This is a genomic window from Pseudoalteromonas fenneropenaei (assembly GCF_042643375.1).
Classification (GTDB): Bacteria; Pseudomonadota; Gammaproteobacteria; order Enterobacterales; family Alteromonadaceae; genus Pseudoalteromonas; species Pseudoalteromonas fenneropenaei.
On the sequence record NZ_JBHRSD010000011.1, the window covers coordinates 12,725 to 31,707 of the forward strand.

At 44.8% G+C, this 18,983-nt stretch carries 17 protein-coding genes; 3 read left to right on the forward strand and 14 right to left on the reverse strand.

The features are described from left to right. Positions 1 to 10: 10 nt before the first annotated feature. From ACFOEE_RS05905 to ACFOEE_RS05925, 5 genes are all read right to left on the reverse strand, one after another. Complete coding sequence (locus ACFOEE_RS05905) at positions 11 to 172, reverse strand: YqaE/Pmp3 family membrane protein (RefSeq protein ID WP_377121900.1); 162 nt, start codon at positions 170 to 172, stop codon at positions 11 to 13. An 86-nt stretch (positions 173 to 258) separates the two neighbouring features. Further along, on the reverse strand, positions 259 to 690 hold the full coding sequence (locus tag ACFOEE_RS05910) for a lysozyme inhibitor LprI family protein (protein ID WP_377121902.1): 432 nt from the start codon (positions 688 to 690) through the stop codon (positions 259 to 261). A gap of 54 nt (positions 691 to 744) precedes the next feature. Next, positions 745 to 1,953 carry an ABC transporter permease gene (locus ACFOEE_RS05915; protein WP_377121904.1) on the reverse strand — a complete coding sequence of 403 codons (1,209 nt, stop codon included), beginning with the start codon at positions 1,951 to 1,953 and terminating at the stop codon, positions 745 to 747. Beyond that, positions 1,946 to 2,743, reverse strand: coding sequence for an ABC transporter ATP-binding protein (locus ACFOEE_RS05920; protein WP_377121906.1), 798 nt, complete (start codon positions 2,741 to 2,743; stop codon positions 1,946 to 1,948). The genes ACFOEE_RS05915 and ACFOEE_RS05920 overlap by 8 nt, the downstream gene beginning before the upstream one ends. 12 nt (positions 2,744 to 2,755) lie before the next feature. Then, positions 2,756 to 3,577 (reverse strand): DUF3025 domain-containing protein, encoded by an 822-nt coding sequence (locus ACFOEE_RS05925; RefSeq protein WP_377121908.1) that lies wholly within the window; start codon positions 3,575 to 3,577, stop codon positions 2,756 to 2,758. A 182-nt stretch (positions 3,578 to 3,759) separates the two neighbouring features. On the opposite strand from ACFOEE_RS05925, the gene ACFOEE_RS05930 reads away from it, so the two are divergent. Together ACFOEE_RS05930 and ACFOEE_RS05935 are read left to right on the forward strand one after the other, a co-directional pair. Then, positions 3,760 to 5,391, forward strand: a complete 1,632-nt coding sequence (locus ACFOEE_RS05930) for a M28 family metallopeptidase (RefSeq protein ID WP_377121910.1) — start codon at positions 3,760 to 3,762, stop codon at positions 5,389 to 5,391. 69 nt (positions 5,392 to 5,460) lie between these two features. Next, positions 5,461 to 6,633, forward strand: coding sequence for a putative manganese transporter (locus ACFOEE_RS05935; RefSeq protein ID WP_377121912.1), 1,173 nt, complete (start codon positions 5,461 to 5,463; stop codon positions 6,631 to 6,633). 543 nt (positions 6,634 to 7,176) lie between these two features. Here ACFOEE_RS05935 and ACFOEE_RS05940 read toward each other — a convergent pair. The 3 genes from ACFOEE_RS05940 to ACFOEE_RS05950 are packed head-to-tail and all read right to left on the reverse strand — an operon-like array spanning position 7,177 to position 8,683. Further along, positions 7,177 to 7,707, reverse strand: coding sequence for a DUF3833 domain-containing protein (locus ACFOEE_RS05940; protein WP_377121914.1), 531 nt, complete (start codon positions 7,705 to 7,707; stop codon positions 7,177 to 7,179). Next, the gene (locus tag ACFOEE_RS05945) at positions 7,704 to 8,189 is read right to left on the reverse strand and encodes a chalcone isomerase family protein (RefSeq protein WP_377121917.1); all 486 of its coding nucleotides are present in this window, start codon (positions 8,187 to 8,189) and stop codon (positions 7,704 to 7,706) included. Before ACFOEE_RS05945 ends, ACFOEE_RS05940 begins: the two co-directional genes overlap by 4 nt. Continuing rightward, positions 8,189 to 8,683 carry a DUF2878 domain-containing protein gene (locus tag ACFOEE_RS05950; protein ID WP_377121919.1) on the reverse strand — a complete coding sequence of 165 codons (495 nt, stop codon included), beginning with the start codon at positions 8,681 to 8,683 and terminating at the stop codon, positions 8,189 to 8,191. Before ACFOEE_RS05950 ends, ACFOEE_RS05945 begins: the two co-directional genes overlap by 1 nt. Before the next feature lie 423 nt (positions 8,684 to 9,106). Between ACFOEE_RS05950 and ACFOEE_RS05955 the strand changes: the two genes are divergently transcribed. Next, positions 9,107 to 10,645, forward strand: coding sequence for a basic secretory protein-like protein (locus tag ACFOEE_RS05955; RefSeq protein WP_377121921.1), 1,539 nt, complete (start codon positions 9,107 to 9,109; stop codon positions 10,643 to 10,645). Between the two features lie 474 nt (positions 10,646 to 11,119). Here ACFOEE_RS05955 and ACFOEE_RS05960 read toward each other — a convergent pair whose 3' ends face one another. From ACFOEE_RS05960 to pgm, 6 genes are all read right to left on the reverse strand, one after another. After that, complete coding sequence (locus tag ACFOEE_RS05960) at positions 11,120 to 11,665, reverse strand: GNAT family N-acetyltransferase (protein WP_377121924.1); 546 nt, start codon at positions 11,663 to 11,665, stop codon at positions 11,120 to 11,122. Between the two features lie 423 nt (positions 11,666 to 12,088). Then, positions 12,089 to 13,654 carry a dihydrolipoyllysine-residue acetyltransferase gene (locus ACFOEE_RS05965; protein WP_377121927.1) on the reverse strand — a complete coding sequence of 522 codons (1,566 nt, stop codon included), beginning with the start codon at positions 13,652 to 13,654 and terminating at the stop codon, positions 12,089 to 12,091. Positions 13,655 to 13,663: 9 nt separating this feature from the next. Then, positions 13,664 to 14,641 (reverse strand): alpha-ketoacid dehydrogenase subunit beta, encoded by a 978-nt coding sequence (locus ACFOEE_RS05970; protein ID WP_377121930.1) that lies wholly within the window; start codon positions 14,639 to 14,641, stop codon positions 13,664 to 13,666. Further along, entirely contained in the window at positions 14,641 to 15,858 is a 1,218-nt protein-coding gene (locus tag ACFOEE_RS05975; RefSeq protein ID WP_377121933.1) for a thiamine pyrophosphate-dependent dehydrogenase E1 component subunit alpha, read from the reverse strand. Before ACFOEE_RS05975 ends, ACFOEE_RS05970 begins: the two co-directional genes overlap by 1 nt. Positions 15,859 to 16,223: 365 nt before the next feature. Beyond that, positions 16,224 to 17,261, reverse strand: a complete 1,038-nt coding sequence (astE, locus tag ACFOEE_RS05980; protein ID WP_377121936.1) for a succinylglutamate desuccinylase — start codon at positions 17,259 to 17,261, stop codon at positions 16,224 to 16,226. Positions 17,262 to 17,326: 65 nt separating this feature from the next. Then, a complete protein-coding gene (pgm, locus tag ACFOEE_RS05985) occupies positions 17,327 to 18,967 on the reverse strand; it encodes a phosphoglucomutase (alpha-D-glucose-1,6-bisphosphate-dependent) (protein WP_377121939.1) in 1,641 nt (546 codons plus the stop codon). Between the last annotated feature and the right edge of the window lie 16 nt (positions 18,968 to 18,983).

Below are 18,983 nucleotides of genomic sequence, written 5' to 3' on the forward strand. Positions count from 1 at the left end.
TCCTTTCCAGTTATTTTGTTACCAGCCACACCGCATGGATGACTCCTGGGATCCACACAATAAAACACAGAATAATATTGATAATCAAATCTTTACCAACGCCATGCTTGAGCAACACCGCAATTGGGGGTAACAAAATTGCCAAAATAATCAAGATGAGTTTATTGTCCATTTTTTATACCTTCATGTCAGAGAAAAAATCAGCATTCGGTTATAACTGTAGACAATGACGCCGCGTTCAGCGAAAAACTTAACTGATTATTTCGCAGGTTCCGGCAATATTGGTGCTGTGCTATCCAAAAAGGTTAAATAGGCTTGCCACAGGGTGGATGTACGCTGTTGAGTCAACGCTGTTTTGCAGCTCAGCGCCATTAAGCCGCGAATTGTGCCATCGCGCCACTGGGTATACACCGCATCGCAGTGCACCTCACGATAACTCAACCAAGCGGTTTGACTATCGCTAATGGCGGCGACCAGCTCCTTATCCACATGATGATGCTTAATGGCTGCAGCCAAATAATCGGCCATTTGCGCCTCAGCTTGCTGTAATTGTTGTGCTGCACATTGATTAATCGCAAAAGTGGTCGAAGCTTTATCGCAATCTAAATCATCGCCACCAGCCAAAACAATTTGCGAAACCAACATAGCGCCGCTTAACAAACATAATCTTACCGCTGTTTTTATCATCATATCCCCTACTTACGGCGCTTAAGCCGAAACATGATCCTGAACCTAGACATGTGTCTAACGAAACAACACGGTTTCTTTGCTAAACCAGCGAATACATGCCAGCAATAACGCGCCTGCCATAAGCAGCATTGATGCAAAAATCAGCCACACAAAATAGTGGTCTATAGTGCCTTTGATAATTTCTTTAATCGCCAATGCTACATTAGTAATCGGTACCATAGCTGTCGTGGCATTAAGCGTCATATTTGGCATGACTGAAGCCATTATTGGAAAAATCACCAGCATAGATAAAGGCGCCATGTAGTTTTGTGCTTCTTTAAAGCTGCGCGCATAAATGGAAATCGCCAAAACTAAAGACGATAAAATAGCCGCCACCGGCAGCAATAGCATAAAAATCAGCGCGAATTCTTGTATACCAACCCCAGCAAAAGCGGTTTTTATTACCGAAATGTCGGCAAACGAAATCGCCACTGCCACCCACAAACTCATGCTTGCAACTGTAATCACCGCCGTCATCACTGAGGTGGTTAACAGGGTCAAAAACTTGCCCAGCACCAATTGGCTACGCGCCACTGGCGTGAGCAGCAAGGTTTCCAACGTGCCACGCTCTTTTTCGCCCGCCCCCATATCTATGGCGGGGTAGCTTGCCCCCATTAATACCAAAGGGATCAGTAAATACGGAATAATAATACCGAGCTTTTCACCTAAGTTTTCTCGCTTATCGGCGGTATCCACTTTTGCTAATACGATAGGCTTGAGTAATGCGGTTTGTTTGTCTTCCGTAACGCCTTTATTCAGCAGCGCGGTTTTAGTCAGGGAAGCGCCATATTCTTGGGCTAAATCCTCAATCCGTGAATAAATAAAGCTGATTGATTTGGCATCATTAAATACCACCGACCATTTTGCTTGTTGGCCTTGCTCTATGCCACTTTGCGGCGCGATATCAAGATAGATCCCAACATCTATCACGCCATCTTGCACTGCGGTTTTAAGCGACTCGATGGAGTCAAAGTCGTTACTGTTTTTAACCTGCTTAAAACTGCGATGATAAAACAACCGCTCTGCAAACTCAGGGGCAAATTCAGCATGGACAATGGCATAGTTATGAACTTTTTGTTCCGCTTCAAACGTGGCTTTAGAAGTCAGAAAAATAGCCAGCCCCATTAATACCGGAAACACCAACATAGGGAGCGCAATGACAAAAAACAAGGTTTTACGGTCGCGCAGCAGTTCTAGCATTTCCTTTTTAAATATTTCAAACATTTGGTTGCTCCGTATCGCGCTTGAGTAACTGCATAAATGCCGCGTTGAGCTCTTGGTGTTGCCCGGCTTGTTGCAACTCGGCAACCGTGCCATCAAAACAGCTAAATCCTTGGTCGATAATATGAATGCGGTCGCACAGCATGCTTACTTCATCCATATGATGAGTAGAAAATATCACGGGAGTGCCTTGTACTTTTAACTGCTGAATAAAATTCAGCACAGTTTGTTTGGTCATAATATCTAACCCTGTGGTTGGCTCATCCAGCACCACTACTGAAGGGCTATGCACAACAGCTCGGGCGATATTGGTTTTTTGTTTCATCCCAGTGGAAAGATGTTCCGCGCGTTTATCTAAAAAGCTGTGCATGTCGAGCAAAGTAAACAGCTCATCTAGTCGCGCACTCAGTTGTTTGCCTTTGATACCATGCAACTTGGCAAAATAACTGACATTTTCTTTGGCGGTTAAGCGCCCATATAGCCCAGTACTGCCCGACAAAAAGCCGATTTTGCGCCTTCCTAAAATAGGATTACGGACAATACTTTGCCCATCAATGAGGATATCTCCCGCATCGGGCGTCAGTGCGGTTGACAGCATTCTTAAAGTGGTGGTTTTGCCTGCACCGTTCGGCCCAAGCAAGCCTAATACTTCGCCTTGCTGACAATGAAAACCAACGTGTTCCACCGAGTGAAAATAACCATCGCGCTCGCGGGGGTCGCGCTGTTGCTGTTTACTGCTGTGCTTATGTTGCAATTTAAAGCGTTTTTGCAGTCCACTTAATTCAATGCTCATATTATTTGCCCTTTATTGCGCTGCTGCGGACTTAGTACGCTTAGGTCGAAAATATTCCGTGTTCTCATAAAATGCGGCGTCTATATTGTCCTCCCACCAACCCGGCACCCCAAGCAAAGGTAAAGGTGACATAGCGCGGTTATCTGCAAGTAACTCAGAGTCACTAATTGCCTGATATAAATAACTATCTAGATATTGATATTGGGCCATTAAATCGAGATTAAAATAATCGTCAGTGACTATCACAGGTAACAGCTTAGCGGTTAAACCAATAAATGGCGCAGTGAGCATTTCATAGTTAGCGTGGCCGAAGATCACCGCTTGGCAATGTACGCCCCACGCTGGACGCGATGTAGCAAAAGCGTCAAGCCAATGGTGCTGTTGTAGCTTTGCTATCATTGTAGGGTCGGTAGTTACCACCAATACACCACATTCATCAAATAAGGTAATGGCATTGCGATGTTGAGTACGAGATTGCAGCCCGTGTTTGGCAATATCGGCCATATGACAGGCATTCAGTAAGGCTTTGGTCTTTGGGAACAAACACCAAATTAAGGCACCAAATAAGTCATGCCAATTCTCTTCCCGAGTTGGGATCTGCCCAGTTTCATAAATAATCGCTTCGTAATACCGGGTTTCATCAGAAAGCTCGCCATTGGCGACAAACTTCGCGGTTTGACCTGAATGTACAGCAGCTGTCAAAAACTGATTCAACCACGCCGGGCTTGGCCAAGCTTGCTCATGGCTTAACTGAAACAACTGATTTAAATGGGCGAAAGCCCCACTTTGCAACACGTTTGGTTGCCAATCGGCTGGTGGAGTAAAACGTTTCATAACTATCCGATTGAATTTTTATTTGGAATTTCAGCCAGATTGTACCCTAACTTACCAGTTGCGCGGAATGCTGCGATGTCCTTTAGGTGTCACTTTTCCCCCTGCGATTCACAGCATGTTCCTCGAAATCTAGCTATAAATGTGCTTAGATCAAACTCCCTTCACTCATAACAAGTGGAACTATGAAAATAAAAATGACCTTAAGTGCGCTGAGCCTTGCCATTTTGGCTGGCTGTGCGAGCACCTCTGGCAGCAACAGCAGCCAAGATGTCGCCAGTGCCTACAACAGTTTGAACGCCACCCAATTGGCCGAGCACGTTAAAGTTTTAGCGTCGGACGAGTTTGGTGGTCGTGCTCCATCATCACCGGGTGAGAAGCTGACGCTTGATTACTTAACCAAACATTTTAAAGCGCTAGGCTTACAACCAGGCAATGGCAACAGCTTTTTACAAGAAGTGCCGCTGGTCTCGATTGAAGCAGATCCAAACATGACCTTGTCTATTGGCGGTAAAGATTACCAATACAAAAAAGACATGGTGATGGGTACAGCCAGAGCCAGTGAACTACAAAAACTTGAAAATTCACCGCTGGTATTCGTGGGTTATGGTGTAAATGCACCGGAATATAACTGGAACGATTACCAAGGGTTAGATGTTAAAGGCAAAACTGTGGTGATTTTGGTTAATGACCCAGGTTATGCAACCAAAGATCCGGCACTATTCACTGGCGATGCCATGACTTATTACGGCCGTTGGACCTACAAATTTGAAGAAGCCAGCCGTCAAGGTGCCAGTGGCGCGATTATCGTTCACGAAACAGCGCCAGCTTCATACCCGTGGAGCGTGGTAGAAAACTCATGGAGCGGCGCACAATTTAGCTTCCAAAAAGCCAACAACAATATGGACCGTGTGGCCGCTGAAGGCTGGGTAACCGTTGATGTGGCAAAAAAGTTATTTGCTAAAGCAGGCCTTGATTTTGAACAAGAAAAAACCAAGGCAGCGAAAGGTGCTTACCATGTGGCAATGGGTGATTTAACCGCGTCTGTAACCATCAAAAGCACCATTAAGAAATCGACTTCTTATAACTTTATTGCCACTTTACCGGGCAGTAAAAAACCGGATGAGCATGTGATTTACAGTGCTCACTGGGATCATTTAGGCACAGATCCTAAGCGCTCGGGCGACCAAATTTACAACGGTGCGCACGACAATGCGACAGGCACTGCGGGTATGATTGAAGTTGCAGAAGCATTTGCTAGCCTGCCTACTCGTCCAGACCGCTCCATTACCTTTTTAGCAGTAACTGCTGAAGAGCAAGGTTTACTGGGTTCTAAGTTTTATGCGGCAAACCCCGTTATTCCAGCAAGTAAGTCGGTTGCCAACATCAATATGGACAGCCTCAATTTACTTGGCCGAGTCAAAGACATCAGCGTGGTTGGTTTAGGTAAGTCTGAGCTTGATGACATGCTTGCCGTTGCAGCCAAAGCGCAAAACCGCGTGGTTTCTGGTGATCCACATCCGGCTTCTGGCGGCTACTATCGCTCAGACCACTTTGCCTTTGCCAACATGGGTATTCCCGCTATGTACGCGGGCGGCGGCAATGAAGCAGCAGATGAAGCCACTGAAAGCTACCGCAAACGTATGAGTTTAGTGCTGCGTGGTTGTTACCACCAGCCATGCGATCGCTACCGCGATGAATGGGATTTAAGCGGTGCAATTGAGGATTTACAGTTGTTCTTCCAAGTCGGATATGACGTTTCACAACAAAGCGAATGGCCGAAATGGAAAGCAACATCGGAATTCCAACGAAAATAGCTAAATGATATTGATTATCATTTATATTTAAATTATAGTGCAATTGTGTCCAACAATTGCACTATTTTTATGCGTACACTGCTAACTCATTTATCATCAAATCGCTTAGTTTTAGGCACTTTATTGCCTCGCTACGCCAATAAGCGGCTCGTCCTGCCAGCCTTACTTTTAGTGGCGCTCGCTTCCCCGAGCTTATCGCAATTGACGGTCAACACCTTGTCAGATGCCTTTTTTCAAGTCACGGTGTTTGTTGCGGCTACTTTATACTTGTATCACTTTTTTGCCGCACGCTTACCTGAATTAGAGTTAAGTCATTTACAAGCACGCAGCCCCGCGCTAGGCGTTTTTGCAGCTGCCATACTCGGTGCCCTACCGGGCTGTGGTGGTGCAATCATAGTTGTAACCCAATACACTAAGGGCCGAGCCAGTTTCGCAACTATCGTTGCCGTACTCACCGCCACTATGGGCGATGCGGCTTTTTTACTGCTCGCGACTAAACCACTCGAAGGCCTTGCGATATTGTTGTTAAGCGTCGTCGTCGGCACTTTATCAGGCCTTGCCGTACAAGCGCTTAAACACGATCATTACCATCAAGTAAAACCTGAAACGCAAGCTGTAAAAGTAGTAGAGGACGTAGATCACACTTTACTGCAAAAATGGAGCGGCTATTTTTGGCACTGGTTAATGCTACCGTTGAGCGCTATCTCTTTGTTAATCGCATTTAACGTAGACTTAAGTTACTTTGAACCCTACTTGAATTATTTTGGTGCAGCAGGTGCGTTTATGGCAGTGACCCTGTGGGCAATGAGTTCACTGGGTAATAATTATCAGCAAATTACCAGCGAAGAACCGGTGAGCAGCAGTCGTGTTCAGAGCATAGTTCAAGACACCCATTTTGTGACGGCTTGGGTAGTGGCGAGTTTTATGTGTTACGAGCTTGCGGTGCTAGGCTTGGGGCTAGATCTCAAAGTGTGGTTTAGTACTCATGCGGTTTATGCGCCGCTGATTGCGCTATTGATTGGTATGTTGCCAGGCTGTGGTCCTCAAATCGTCGTCACTAGCTTGTATTTGCAAGGTATTGTGCCCTTTAGTGCGCTTGCCGCCAATGCCATTAGTAACGATGGTGACGCACTCTTCCCTGCTATTGCGATGGCACCTAAAGCGGCGTTACAAGCGACCATTTATTCCACTATTCCGGCAGCAATTGTAGGCTACGGCTTATATTTTGGCTTGGCACTTTAATAGTTCAAGTGCCAAGTAAGTAACGGCACTGCCGCTGCCGCGAACGTTGAATAACCTTTTGTGGCGGTAGATTAAATGGCCACCTAAACTCACGACTCAACTGCCAACGAACTGGTTCGTTTAAATAGTATTTTGGGCAACCACCATTCGTATCATCTACATTTTGAGTGCCCCATGTTCCCCTTTAAAGATATAAGCTTACATGGGGATATTTAACCTTCAAGACCTCAGCGAACAAGCTGATCACGAACATTTTAGCAACGCCGCTTTCATTTAAATCAAGTTGCCAAAACCATTACATCCAACGCTTTTAAGGGCGCTAAGGGTTGCGTCGTTTTATAAACTCCATTATCAGTGACTTGATCCTGCGAGAGATGATAATCTAATAGCATGTTGGTTTTACCTTCCTAAGCATCGAAGTCTCAGCCACCTTCATCGGATGTAACACCCTTATGCTACAAGTATGAAGAGGCTGATTCAATGTAGCCACCGCCAAAAGCCAACCAATGATTAAAGTACATCGCTGCGCTTAAGTTAGTTGAACTATAAATCGTCTATTTTTTCAATAAACAGCACTAATTCACCCACTTTTATGCCAAACTTTAAGATGTCGGATTTGTTCATTAAGCGCTTGTTATCCAACAAATACAGCCAATCATCTAAGGTAACCTCGAGCGGCTCACCATCAACAGTGATCATTAATTGATAGCGCCAATGCATTACGGAACCTGATGTTTGCCCTTCTGCTATGCCAACCACATCATTGGCACTGCCTTGATAACGACCATCAGCTTGTTTTTTAATGGTCCAGATACGTTGTTGCTGCTCACCATCATCAAACACAAAGTTTTCATCTAAAATACCCTGCCCATCCTGCCAATTGGCATCTATTGTGGCACTAAAACGACGCTTCAAAGCACCTTGGCGGTTGAGAACTAGGCCGTATGCCATAAGTTTACCGTTAAAAAACTGCTCAAGTTCAAGCTTGGGCAAGGTTGCTTGGTAGTCGGTGGGTTTAACGCTACTGCAAGATAGCAAAAAACACAGGGCGAAGGACAATAACAGGGATCTCATTTCACACCTCCAAGTAACTGAGAGCGCAAACCAGGTTCGCTAGTTTGCTCACCGAGCCAAATCGCTAAAAACTCTTCACCAAATTCACTGTCAGCCATATCGCCAAGTTGCTGTTGGTTAAAGTAAAAGTGGCTTGCACCGCTTGCTTCGACGTATAGGAGCAGAGAATCGCCTTCCTTTACATCAGGCCAAAGCGTCGCTAATTGCTTTAACCACTTTTGATGTTGAGCTGATTTACGCCCTTGTTTTTGCCATTCATCACGCGTTGCTTCAACCAACTGAGCGCTGCTAATCTCCCGCAAGTAGGTGAGCTCAAGCGCCATTGGCGGCGTTAAGACATTTTGCTCGGAGTAAAATTTAGCGTGGTAAAGATCCCAAAATAAATACTGCATGGTTGCCTCACCACGCAAAGTGAGTTTGTCCAGTGGGTTGGCCCAAACCACACTGCTAAATATAATCAAAAGCCAACTGAGCGATTTCATTATGATGTACCTTGTCTGTTAAGCCAGTAACTGATCCCTGTAAACAGTACGGCCCACCACACTGCCCAGATCAACACAAATTCGCTCAAGGCTAGCGGGCTGCTCATCACCCCGAACTGCAGCGCACCGTAATAACTGAGCACACCCCCTGCTGCCCCCAACAACCCGACCATTAAACGCGGCATATTAAGTACAAACGCAAGGCTATGATTGCAACTTAAAACAAAGTGGCACCATAGCAACAACAGCCACCAGCGACTTTCGGTGTTCACCACCAACCAGCCAAATTCAATTAGCAAGTTATCAAGCGTAAAGCCCACCAATGCAAGCGGCAATAGCTTTGCATCGGCGATTCGTTGCGGCGAAAGCAAAAAATGTAACAACAACAAGGCGGCAAGTATGGAAAACGCATACTCTGGAATGAGCGCTGCGCTAAACCAAGCAAGTTGAAATATCAGCACGTTAGCAACGATAAAAGTAGATGGATTAAGCATATTGCAAAGCTTTTAATTGTTTATACACATTGATACGTAGCAACTCGTACTACAGCCCAAAACACGGAGCAATTAAGCTCATTTCGTTGCTCGGACCTTCAATATAGCAATCTAACTAGGAGTTATAGCAATTCGATATAATATCCCTAATAAATTGAATTAAATGGATTTAATTTGGTTTCGCAGCTTTTATGGTTAAGTTTATGTAAATTTATCGTTGACACAAGCAATCATTGCAACAATGATTAAATCGTTCCAAATTTTTTCCTGTTTATTTGTTTTAAGCATTAAACCTAAACTATAAAGCATACATTGCGTTTCCCACAAAAACGTAACCGCCATAAAGCACTGGATTAAAAATAAGCTTTAATACGAATAGATACCAAAAAATTGGAACGTTACTTACAAAAACTGGAGCACAACATGTATAAAACACACCTTAACCCTGCTGCTTGGCGGCGTAAATTATTACTGCCCGCTTTGCTTACTTTGGCAACCAGCCCAGCGTTTGCCGCGATTGATTTAACCCAACCCAATGGCAAGATCAGTGCCTCCGGCGAAAATGCCTCGCACGAGTCTATTGCAAAGCTCATTGATAACAGTGAGCACAGTAAATGGCTAACCTTTTCCCCTTCCGCTTGGGTAAACTATCAATTCAATGTGCCGGTGTTAGCTAAAGGCTACAGCCTAACCTCTGCCAATGATGAACCTAACCGTGACCCACAAGATTGGGTATTGCAAGGCAGCCATAACGGACAACTGTGGTTCGAGCTAGACAGGCAGACCAATCAACAATTTAGCGCACGAAAACAAAAGAAAACTTATCAATTTAGTAATACCCAGTCGTATCAATACCTGCGTTTAAACATTTTGGCCAACCACGGTGCGAGCTTGCTGCAAATTGCCGAACTTGAACTGTTTGGCAATGATGGCAGTAGTTCGAGTAAACTCCCAGTGTCTGACTCAGTCTCACTTGGTCAAGGACAATGGAAACACTACGGACCATTTAACGTCAATGGCGACCTGATTGCCACCACCAGCGGCACCGGCGATGCTGATCTCTACCTAAACAGAGGCAGTGCTGCAACCACCAGTAACCATATTTGTGCTAGCACCTCACCAAGCGCGACCGAAACTTGCCAAGCCAATGGTCAAGACCTCTATGTATCTGTATATGGTTATAGCGCTACAAACTACAACATCAATATTAAAGACAGCATAGGTTCTGGGGATGGTGATTGGAAAAAACCTGTGGTCGAATTTATCGACGTAAATCCAGAAACCCAAGGTTCACAACTGGTGCGCCGTATACTAGGCGATCCAGCATCGCATATGGCAAATCGCTGCGTCGATGTGGCGCAAATCCTTTATCGTGACGCGACTGAGTCCAATCGCTTTCAAAAACTGCGTTTTGAACTACGTGCCAAAGATCATTGGGGTAATGAGTTCGTTGCATACAAAATGGGTGCTGATGGCTCGGGTGAAATGACCATAGTGGTAAGTACCACGCATCTAGAAAACATTTACCGTCAAGGCGGCAATTCTGATAGCACGATTAGTAATGAAATCGACGGTATTTTGTTTCATGAAGTGACTCATGGCTATAACAACACGCCGCTCACTCATGATAAATACGGCGATGGTCAAGCCAATTGGGCATACACCGAGGGTCTTGCCGATGCAGTACGGATTTTAGCTGGCTACCATAAAACCCGCAGTCCTGATGTCAACAACCCCAAAAAATGGCTTTCTGGCTACACCACCACTGGGTTTTTCCTCCACTATGTACAATCACGCATCGACAACCAATTTGTGTTTAAATTTAATAAAGCCGCACGTGATTTAGGCAATTACACTTGGTCATTTGATGCCGCATTTCGCCAAACCATTGGCCGAGGTGTAGACGAAGTCTGGACTGAGTATGAAAACTTTATTAAGTCAGGTGGTAAGTTAGAGTATTGATCTTGGCACAACTCTTAATAAAAGACGTTAAGTAAGCTAACTTTCGCGAACATCGAAAATAGTGGCGACGAGCAATGCTTTGCGCCACTTCTCTTATAAATACGAATTGACTTCATCAGCCAGATAGAATGGTAAGGATCAACCAAACTGGGCAGTGTTTTTGTCCTAAAAACAGGCAGTAACAAAGTGCCAATTTAGGCCTATTTTTGGCTTAATCTGGCGTAATAAAGCGCTTGGGCACCCAGCCTAATTCATTGATAGGCTACCGATATTGCCAGTACCTCCAGTGACTAAAACAGATTTTACTATTCCCATCATTTTTTATTCCATTAAACAATGTAATTATCCACAGAGCGAACAACCTATACTCTGGGTCGTGTGGCATGCGTCAACCTTATTACCCCACCTTAGTGAAGGCAACCAGTACAATAGCAGAGATATGACTAGCTCATAGACTCGCTCATTTCCCACAAGTTATACACTTTGCAACGGCTCAGCAAGTAAGCCATAGAGCGCGGAATCTGATACCACCCCATTAACTTCCCAGCGTTGCCTTAGATGTCCCTCTTTTTCAAAACCGAGTCGTTCTAACGCTTTACCTGAAGAAATATTGTCTGGGTCTATCTCAGCTTCGATTCGACGTAACTTCAGGGTATTAAATGCGTATTCAATTAGCGCATTTCCAGCTTCAAATACAATACCTTGTCCCCAGAAGTTACGGCCGACGCCAAAACCAATTTCCGCGCGCCTTGACTCTTTTTCGTAGTTAAATAGCATTATTTTACCTAGAAGTTGCCCGGTATTTTTTAGGTAAATACCTAAAATCACTTCAGTATTGCTATGTGTTGCTTCTAAGCTTTTGGCAATAAATGATTTTGCCTCATCAATAGCTGTCCAAGGTTTGGTATTCCAATATTTCATGACTTCATGGTCTGAAAATATCGCAAACAGCTCTTTTGCATCTTCTTCAACCAAAGTTTTTAGTATTAAGCGTTCTGTTTCAATTTTTGTATCTAACATGCGGAAATAAACCTTTTTAATTTATGCGCATAGCACCAATGCTAGAGAGCGGGTTTGCAGCCCCATGATTACATCAACTGATATCAGCGAAATCTGCTGCCCTTAACGGTACAAGATGTTCTGTTAGCTCGTTTAAGGACCTAATTAGATTTTGCGCTCCTTGCATATTGATTGAGGTTATTTAGTTCCCTCTTCAGGAAAATAGTACCTAAAATCAATTATGAAGGCACATAAGTCAAGCATTTTGCGGCTAAAGCGCTAAAGGCTTACGACACATCACATTACAAATACCATCCCCAATCTGTATCGCCTCATGCTGAACATCCCCGACAAACACGCACTAAACTGTCAGCAATAAAAAACCGCATTCGGCTGCCCTCATGCGGTTTTATTTATGTAATTAAACCCAGTCTAACGTTCGACTTAGCTCATTGCCATCATCATCTTAGCTGGCTCTTCTAAGTAAGCTTTCCAGAGATTATTAAAGCGTGCAATAGTACCGCCATCAATCACGCGGTGGTCGCCAGACCAACTGACTTGCATAATGGCGCGGGCTTCAACTTCGCCTTTGTCATTAAAGCGTGGTAAATGTTGTAATTTACCGAGTGCAACAATGGCAACTTCTGGTTTGTTGATGATTGGCGTGGCAGTAGTACCACCAATCGCACCGATATTAGAGATGGAAATCGTGCCACCTTTAAGGTCGTCTGGTGCAACACGCCCATCGCGCGCTGCGTCAGTTAAACGCGATACTTCATTGGCAACTTCTACAATCGACTTAGTTTGGCAAGCTTTAATATTTGGCACTAATAGACCAATTTTAGAATCTACCGCCATACCAATATTATGATCATCAAAATAAGTCAGCTCAGTACAATCGCTGTTTACTTGTGAATTAAGCACTGGGTAGGCTTTAATGGCTAACGATAATGCTTTGATAAAAAACGGCATCATAGTGAGCTTAACACCTTGCTTGGCGTACTCATCTTTTAAACTTGTACGCAACGCAATTAAATTGGTTAAGTCGATTTCATCGCTATAAGTGAAGTGTGGGATGGTGCTAACCGAGGCCACCATTTGCTTCGCCATTGCGGCTTTAATGCCTTTAATTGGCTCAACACGTTTGCCACCTGTTGCAGTATTCGCAGTAGCGCTTGATTGCGCGGTACTGCAAGCCGCAGTAGCTTGTGATTTAGCAGAAGCGGCGCAAGTGTTGCCACCTTTGACAAAACGCTCGATGTCTTCTTTATACACTCGACCATTTTTGCCACTGCCTGCAACGGCACGAATATCAATACCTAATTCACGTGCTTTACGGCGTACCGCAGGCGAAGCCACCGCTTTTTCGTTAACAATAGGCGCATCTACAGGCACGGCTGACTTTTCGCTACTAGTCGCTGCTACAGCTGTACTACTTACTGGTGCAGCGCTGACAGTACTGTTACCCACATGCCCCGCTTGCGTTACACGCATTTGGAATAGTGGACTGTGGACTTTAGCAATATCGCCTTTTTGATAGTAAAGCTTTTCAACCACGCCATCGTATTTCGCGGGGATCTGAACCAAGGCTTTGTCTGTCATTACATCACAAACCGCTTGGTCTTCTTTGATTTCATCACCAACGGCAACTAACCATTCAACGATCTCACACTCAACAATGCCTTCACCTATGTCTGGCAAAATAAAGTCTTCAATCGCGGCATCCGCAACCGGTGCAGCGACTGCATTGTTCGTCGGCGTTGCTGGTGCACCTGCCACTGTCATTTCAAATAGCGGTGCATGCACTTTGGCGATCGCGCCTTTTTCGTAATACAGCTTAGTGATCACACCATCATGCACTGCGGGGATCTGCACCAGCGCTTTGTCCGTCATGACATCACAAATTGGCTGATCTTCTTTAACCTCATCACCTACTGCAACTAGCCATTCGACGATTTCGCACTCAACAATGCCTTCGCCAATATCAGGTAGAATAAAATCTTGTGCCATGGGAACTCCTTAAAACTCTACCGATTTTTTCACTGCGGCTAAAATCTTCAGCGCATCTGGAACGTATTCTTTTTCAAGCGCCAGTGGATACGGCGTATCTAAACCACATACGCGAAGAATTGGCGACTCTAAATGTAAGAAGCATTCTTGTTGAATAGTGGCTGCTATCTCGGCACCAAAACCGTTGGTAATGGGTGCTTCATGGCTCACCACTAATCGCCCAGTTTTCAATACAGATTTTGCTACTGTCTCTACATCCCAAGGTAAAATGGTCCGTAGGTCAATTACTTCGCAAGAAATACCCGCTTCGCTTGCCAAATTGGCTGCTTGCTCGACGATTTCCATTTGTGCGCCCCAGGCAAGGAGCGTAACGTCTTTGCCTTCACGTACAATCTCCGCTTGACCTAGCGGAATGCTGTAATCTTCTTCTGGCACTTCACCTACTGAAGCACGATATAGGCGTTTTGGTTCAAAGAAGATCACTGGGTTATCGTCTTTAATTGCTGAGCGCAGCAAACCTTTAGCTTGATATGGGTTACGCGGAACAACCAATTTTAAACCTGGCGTATGCGCAAAGTAAGCTTCTGGTGATTGTGAGTGGTACAAACCACCGGCAATACCACCACCGTAGGGCGTACGAATGGTCAGGTTACCGACGTTAAACTCATTACCACTACGATAACGGAATTTCGCCGATTCGTTCACAATTTGGTCAAACGCAGGGAAAATATAATCCGCGAACTGAATTTCCGCTAATGCTGGAGCACCAAACGCTGCTAAACCATTGGCAAAACCCAAAATACCTTGCTCTGTCAGTGGCGTGTTAAACACCCTATGCTTACCGTATTTTTCTTGTAGGCCTGAAGTTGCGCGGAAAACCCCACCAAAATAGCCAACATCTTCACCGAAAATACAAGCCTGCGGATGTTCAGCCATAGTGATATCCAACGCCGAGTTAATGGCGTGGAGCATATTCATTTTAGCCATTATTTGATTCTCCCTGCGGTAGTTGGATACGCCTCTGGATTAGCCAGAATATGTGCTTTCAATTCGTCATATTGTTTTTGTAGTGACGGGATTGGCGTGTCGTAAACATCGGTGATCAAATCTTCTAGTGGTGGTTTAGCGACCTTTTCAGCCACTTTTAGCGCCGCTAAGATCTCTTCACGGATCTGTTCTTTTTCCGCTTCGTCTTGTTGTAAGTCAAGCCAACCTTGCTTCACTAACCACTTTTTAAACCGTTCAATTGGGCAATTAGCACGAAACTGTGCTTCTTCTTCTTTGCTGCGATAGCCAGACGGATCATCAGACGTTGAATGTGCGCCTAAACGATAAGCGATTGATTCAATCAGTACCGGCTCACCTTGCTTACTGGCGATATCACGGGCCAATTTAGTGGCCGCATACACAGCCAACGCATCACCGCCATCAACGCGGATGGTTTTAATGCCATAGCCAACACCGCGCGCAGCGATACCGTCGCCTTTGAACTGCTCATCCGCAGGGGTTGAAATCGCATAGCCATTGTTACGCGCAAAGAAAATCACCGGCGCACCATGCACTGCCGCCATGTTTAAACCAGCGTGGAAGTCACCTTCAGAGGCTGCACCTTCACCGAAATAACAAATGGTCACGGCTTCAATTTGCGAGCTAAGCTCGCCTGTTTTAGCATCAATATGCTTGAGCTTTTGGCCATAGGCATAGCCAGTGGCTTGCGGAATTTGTGTACCAAGAGGCGATGAAATGGTCAAGTAATTAAGCGCGTTCGAACCATAATGGATAGGCATTTGGCGACCTTTGCCTAAGTCTTTCTCGTTTGAGAACATTTGGTTCATAAACTGCTCAAGCGTAAAACCACGGTAACGCAGCGCCGCTTGTTCACGGTATTGCGCCATGATCATGTCTTGATCACTCAGTGCCGCGGCGCTGGCTGTCACAGCCGCTTCTTCACCTAGGCATTGCATGTAGAAGCTGATCCGACCTTGACGCTGAGCCGCTTGCATACGCTCGTCCAACAAACGGATAAAACGCATGGTGTCATAAATACGTAGCGCTGTGGTTTGGTCAATGTCAGGCGCTTGAACGCCCGCGTGTAACTCGCCATTCTCGCCTAGTAAGGTAATTGTGGGGATGTTCAGCGCATGACCATCGATAAATTCAAGCGCATGACTTAGATTTAACGAAACGTTATTGGGGTTAGTCATAACCTACCTTCTTTTGTTGTCATGATAATTTACAACTGAGGGCTGTGTTACGCCTTCATCCGCTTTTACGCCACGAAATGCACCATGCCGATACGTTCTTGTGCTTTATTGTCTCTGAGCATCACATTGTGGCTACTCGAGCACCGCAAATTGAACGTTGTTACAGCACGACAGCATCCGAGGTTTCTGTTATGGATAATCTGTGCGGCAAATGCAAATTTATTAAATTAAAGCTTTCGCCACTTTACGTTAACGTAAAGGGTTATTCAACTAATCCTAGTCGAATAACCCTTAAATTGCCTTACAGGCATGGAAAGATTTTAATACAGCGTTGTTTTTAAATGACTTTCACGTGGTTAGACCAGTTATTGAAAACGCTCATCAACCTGCATTGGCAGTACTGTTAGAATCGCCCGTTGACCAATTGCAACTTTCGCATTTGGGAAGATCACGGCTTCACCGTCGACTTCTGCAACGATTTGCTGCTCACCGTCAATGGCAAGCAGCTCACCTTGTTTAAAGGCAGTGAAGTTTTCGACATCATCAGCGAACGCTAACGTAAACTGCTGCTGGGTACGATTGATGGTGCGATGAACATTAAACAACTCATAATCAACCGCATTAAAATCCCCATAAACCAACTCACCTTGGCTAATTAATGCAGATAATGTTTGTTTTGCTTCTGCAAAACGCGACATATCGTTACAACCAAATGCTTTTACCTGACCTAGCTCAACCGTAAAAGCATCCGCCGCAAATTGCGATGACGAAAAATAACTGAATGTGGTTGCGGGGCTTTGCATCATCAACACAGTGTTAACGCCGCATGCGAGTAAAAATTGCAATTGAGACTTTTTCCAAGGCTTGCCATGCAAGAACGGATAAACGGCAAATTTTTCATTTTTCGAGCCGCGAATAGCGGTATGTAAATCATAGTGGCAGCGATAACGTCCCGCTTCTACTTGATTAAAAAAGTCACTGACATAGCTTTCAAGTTGCTTAGCGCGAACCCGCTCTTTATTACATAGACCCTCGCCTTTACTATGGGCGCCACTAAACAAGCGATTGAGGTTTTCTTCAACGAAGCGCTCTGCCAAGTTCATTGAGGCCGGATTACCAAAAATGAACAACACGCGATGAGCTAAATTGAGTTTTTCAAGTATAACGGCTTGAATTAACTCATGGCAGATCTCGATTGGGGCGGTTTCATTGCCGTGAATACCAGACGACAGCACTATATCTTTGTTGCCGTATTGGGCAGGCGTAAATTGAATTACACCGGTGTCGAGCACCTGCACCTGAGTGCCATTATTTAAAGTAAATTCACCGCTAGGCAAAGACCATTCATGTTCGCGAGAAATGCTCAGAAAGTCGCCTGTGGTTTTTAATCGTTCTAGGTACATACAGTCACCTTTGTGAGAGATATAAAAAAAGCCATACTGAGTATGGCTTAGGGATTCAAATTAACTTAGCGGATCACGCTATCAACCAATTGTTTGGCTGCTTGTTCCAACTCTTCAAGGTGCGCTTTACCTTTGAAGGACTCTAAGTAAATTTTGTAAATGTCTTCAGTGCCAGAGGGCCGTGCCGCAAACCAACCTGACTCAGTGACCACTTTTAAGCCACCAATCGCCGCACCATTGCCCGGCGCATGGGTTAAGATTTGGGTGATTTTATCCCCAGCAAGTTCATTGGCAGTTACGGCACTGGCATTCAATGCTTTTAATTTGGCTTTTTGTGCACCGCTTGCTGGCGCATCAATGCGTTTGTAGCAAGGTGAACCAAATTCTGCCTCTAGTTCTTTATAACGCGCTGAAGGTGTTTTACCTGTTACAGCAAGAATTTCCGCTGCGAGTAAGCCAAGAATAAAACCGTCTTTGTCGGTATTCCATACCGCACCATTACGGCGTAAAAATGATGCCCCCGCACTTTCTTCGCCACCAAAAGCCAATGTGCCTTCAGCTAAGCCATCGACAAACCATTTAAAGCCAACTGGTACTTCATGTACTTGGCGACCGTGACTGGCAACGACTTTGTCTATCATTGCACTCGACACTAAAGTCTTACCGATTTTCAATGTTTTAGACCAAAATGGGCGATGGGTGAGTAGATAATCAATGGCAACCGCCAAGAAATGGTTTGGATTCATCAAACCATCTGGAGTCACAATACCGTGGCGATCGTAATCTGGGTCGTTACCAATACCTATGTCATAATCATCTTTTAACGCAATCAGGTTTGCCATGGCATAGGGTGACGAACAATCCATGCGAATCTTGCCGTCTTTATCCAATGGCATAAATGCAAAACGCGGGTCAACATCATCGTTTACCACAGTAATATTTAAGCCATAATGCGCTGCAATCACAGGCCAGAAATTAATTCCAGAGCCACCTAGCGGGTCAACGCCAATACGTACGCCAGCTTTTGCGATGGCTTGTAAATCAATGATATTAGCTAAATCCGCAACATAAGGCGTGATTAAGTCTTGATATTTGATAAAACCAGAACGTTTGGCTTTAGCGTAAGGAAACAATTCAACTTCGACTAAATCTTCCAATAACAATTGGTTGGCACGGTCTTGGATCCAGTTCGTGACTTCAGTATCCGCAGGTCCACCATTTGGCGGGTTATATTTAAAACCACCATCTTCAGGCGGATTATGCGACGGAGTAACCACAATGCCGTCAGCCAATTCATGTGGATAAGCAAGGTTGTGCGTGACTATGGCATGGCTAATAACAGGCGTCGGCGTAAAATCGTCGTTTTCCTGCGTTATCACTTGAACTTCATTGGCAACCAGCACTTCAATTGCAGAATTAAATGCGGCTTCTGATAGCGCGTGGGTGTCTTTACCTAAAAATAAAGGGCCAAAAATATTGTTAGCCTTTCGGTAGTCGCAAATCGCCTGAGTAATCGCCAAAATATGTGATTCGTTAAATTTTACATAGTACGAACAGCCGCGATGGCCTGACGTACCAAACTCAACACTTTGCTCAGGAAATTGTTCCAAATCTGGCTCATTAAGATAATAAGCAGAGACAAGTTTGGGAATATTTACCAATTCTGATTTAGGGGCCTGTTTACCTGCGCCAGGATGAATTGCCATAGTCGTTCCTTTAGTG

Coding starts and splice junctions, on each gene's coding strand:
- ACFOEE_RS05920 (WP_377121906.1), bottom strand. CDS start 2,743: ATGAGCATTGAATTAAGTGGACTGCAAAAACGCTTTAAATTGCAACAT.
- pgm (WP_377121939.1), bottom strand. CDS start 18,967: ATGGCAATTCATCCTGGCGCAGGTAAACAGGCCCCTAAATCAGAATTG.
- ACFOEE_RS05975 (WP_377121933.1), bottom strand. CDS start 15,858: ATGACTAACCCCAATAACGTTTCGTTAAATCTAAGTCATGCGCTTGAA.
- ACFOEE_RS05970 (WP_377121930.1), bottom strand. CDS start 14,641: ATGGCTAAAATGAATATGCTCCACGCCATTAACTCGGCGTTGGATATC.
- ACFOEE_RS05940 (WP_377121914.1), bottom strand. CDS start 7,707: ATGAGATCCCTGTTATTGTCCTTCGCCCTGTGTTTTTTGCTATCTTGC.
- ACFOEE_RS05955 (WP_377121921.1), top strand. CDS start 9,107: ATGTATAAAACACACCTTAACCCTGCTGCTTGGCGGCGTAAATTATTA.
- ACFOEE_RS05960 (WP_377121924.1), bottom strand. CDS start 11,665: ATGTTAGATACAAAAATTGAAACAGAACGCTTAATACTAAAAACTTTG.
- ACFOEE_RS05925 (WP_377121908.1), bottom strand. CDS start 3,577: ATGAAACGTTTTACTCCACCAGCCGATTGGCAACCAAACGTGTTGCAA.
- ACFOEE_RS05945 (WP_377121917.1), bottom strand. CDS start 8,189: ATGAAATCGCTCAGTTGGCTTTTGATTATATTTAGCAGTGTGGTTTGG.
- ACFOEE_RS05915 (WP_377121904.1), bottom strand. CDS start 1,953: ATGTTTGAAATATTTAAAAAGGAAATGCTAGAACTGCTGCGCGACCGT.
- astE (WP_377121936.1), bottom strand. CDS start 17,261: ATGTACCTAGAACGATTAAAAACCACAGGCGACTTTCTGAGCATTTCT.
- ACFOEE_RS05930 (WP_377121910.1), top strand. CDS start 3,760: ATGAAAATAAAAATGACCTTAAGTGCGCTGAGCCTTGCCATTTTGGCT.
- ACFOEE_RS05950 (WP_377121919.1), bottom strand. CDS start 8,683: ATGCTTAATCCATCTACTTTTATCGTTGCTAACGTGCTGATATTTCAA.
- ACFOEE_RS05935 (WP_377121912.1), top strand. CDS start 5,461: ATGCGTACACTGCTAACTCATTTATCATCAAATCGCTTAGTTTTAGGC.
- ACFOEE_RS05910 (WP_377121902.1), bottom strand. CDS start 690: ATGATGATAAAAACAGCGGTAAGATTATGTTTGTTAAGCGGCGCTATG.
- ACFOEE_RS05965 (WP_377121927.1), bottom strand. CDS start 13,654: ATGGCACAAGATTTTATTCTACCTGATATTGGCGAAGGCATTGTTGAG.
- ACFOEE_RS05905 (WP_377121900.1), bottom strand. CDS start 172: ATGGACAATAAACTCATCTTGATTATTTTGGCAATTTTGTTACCCCCA.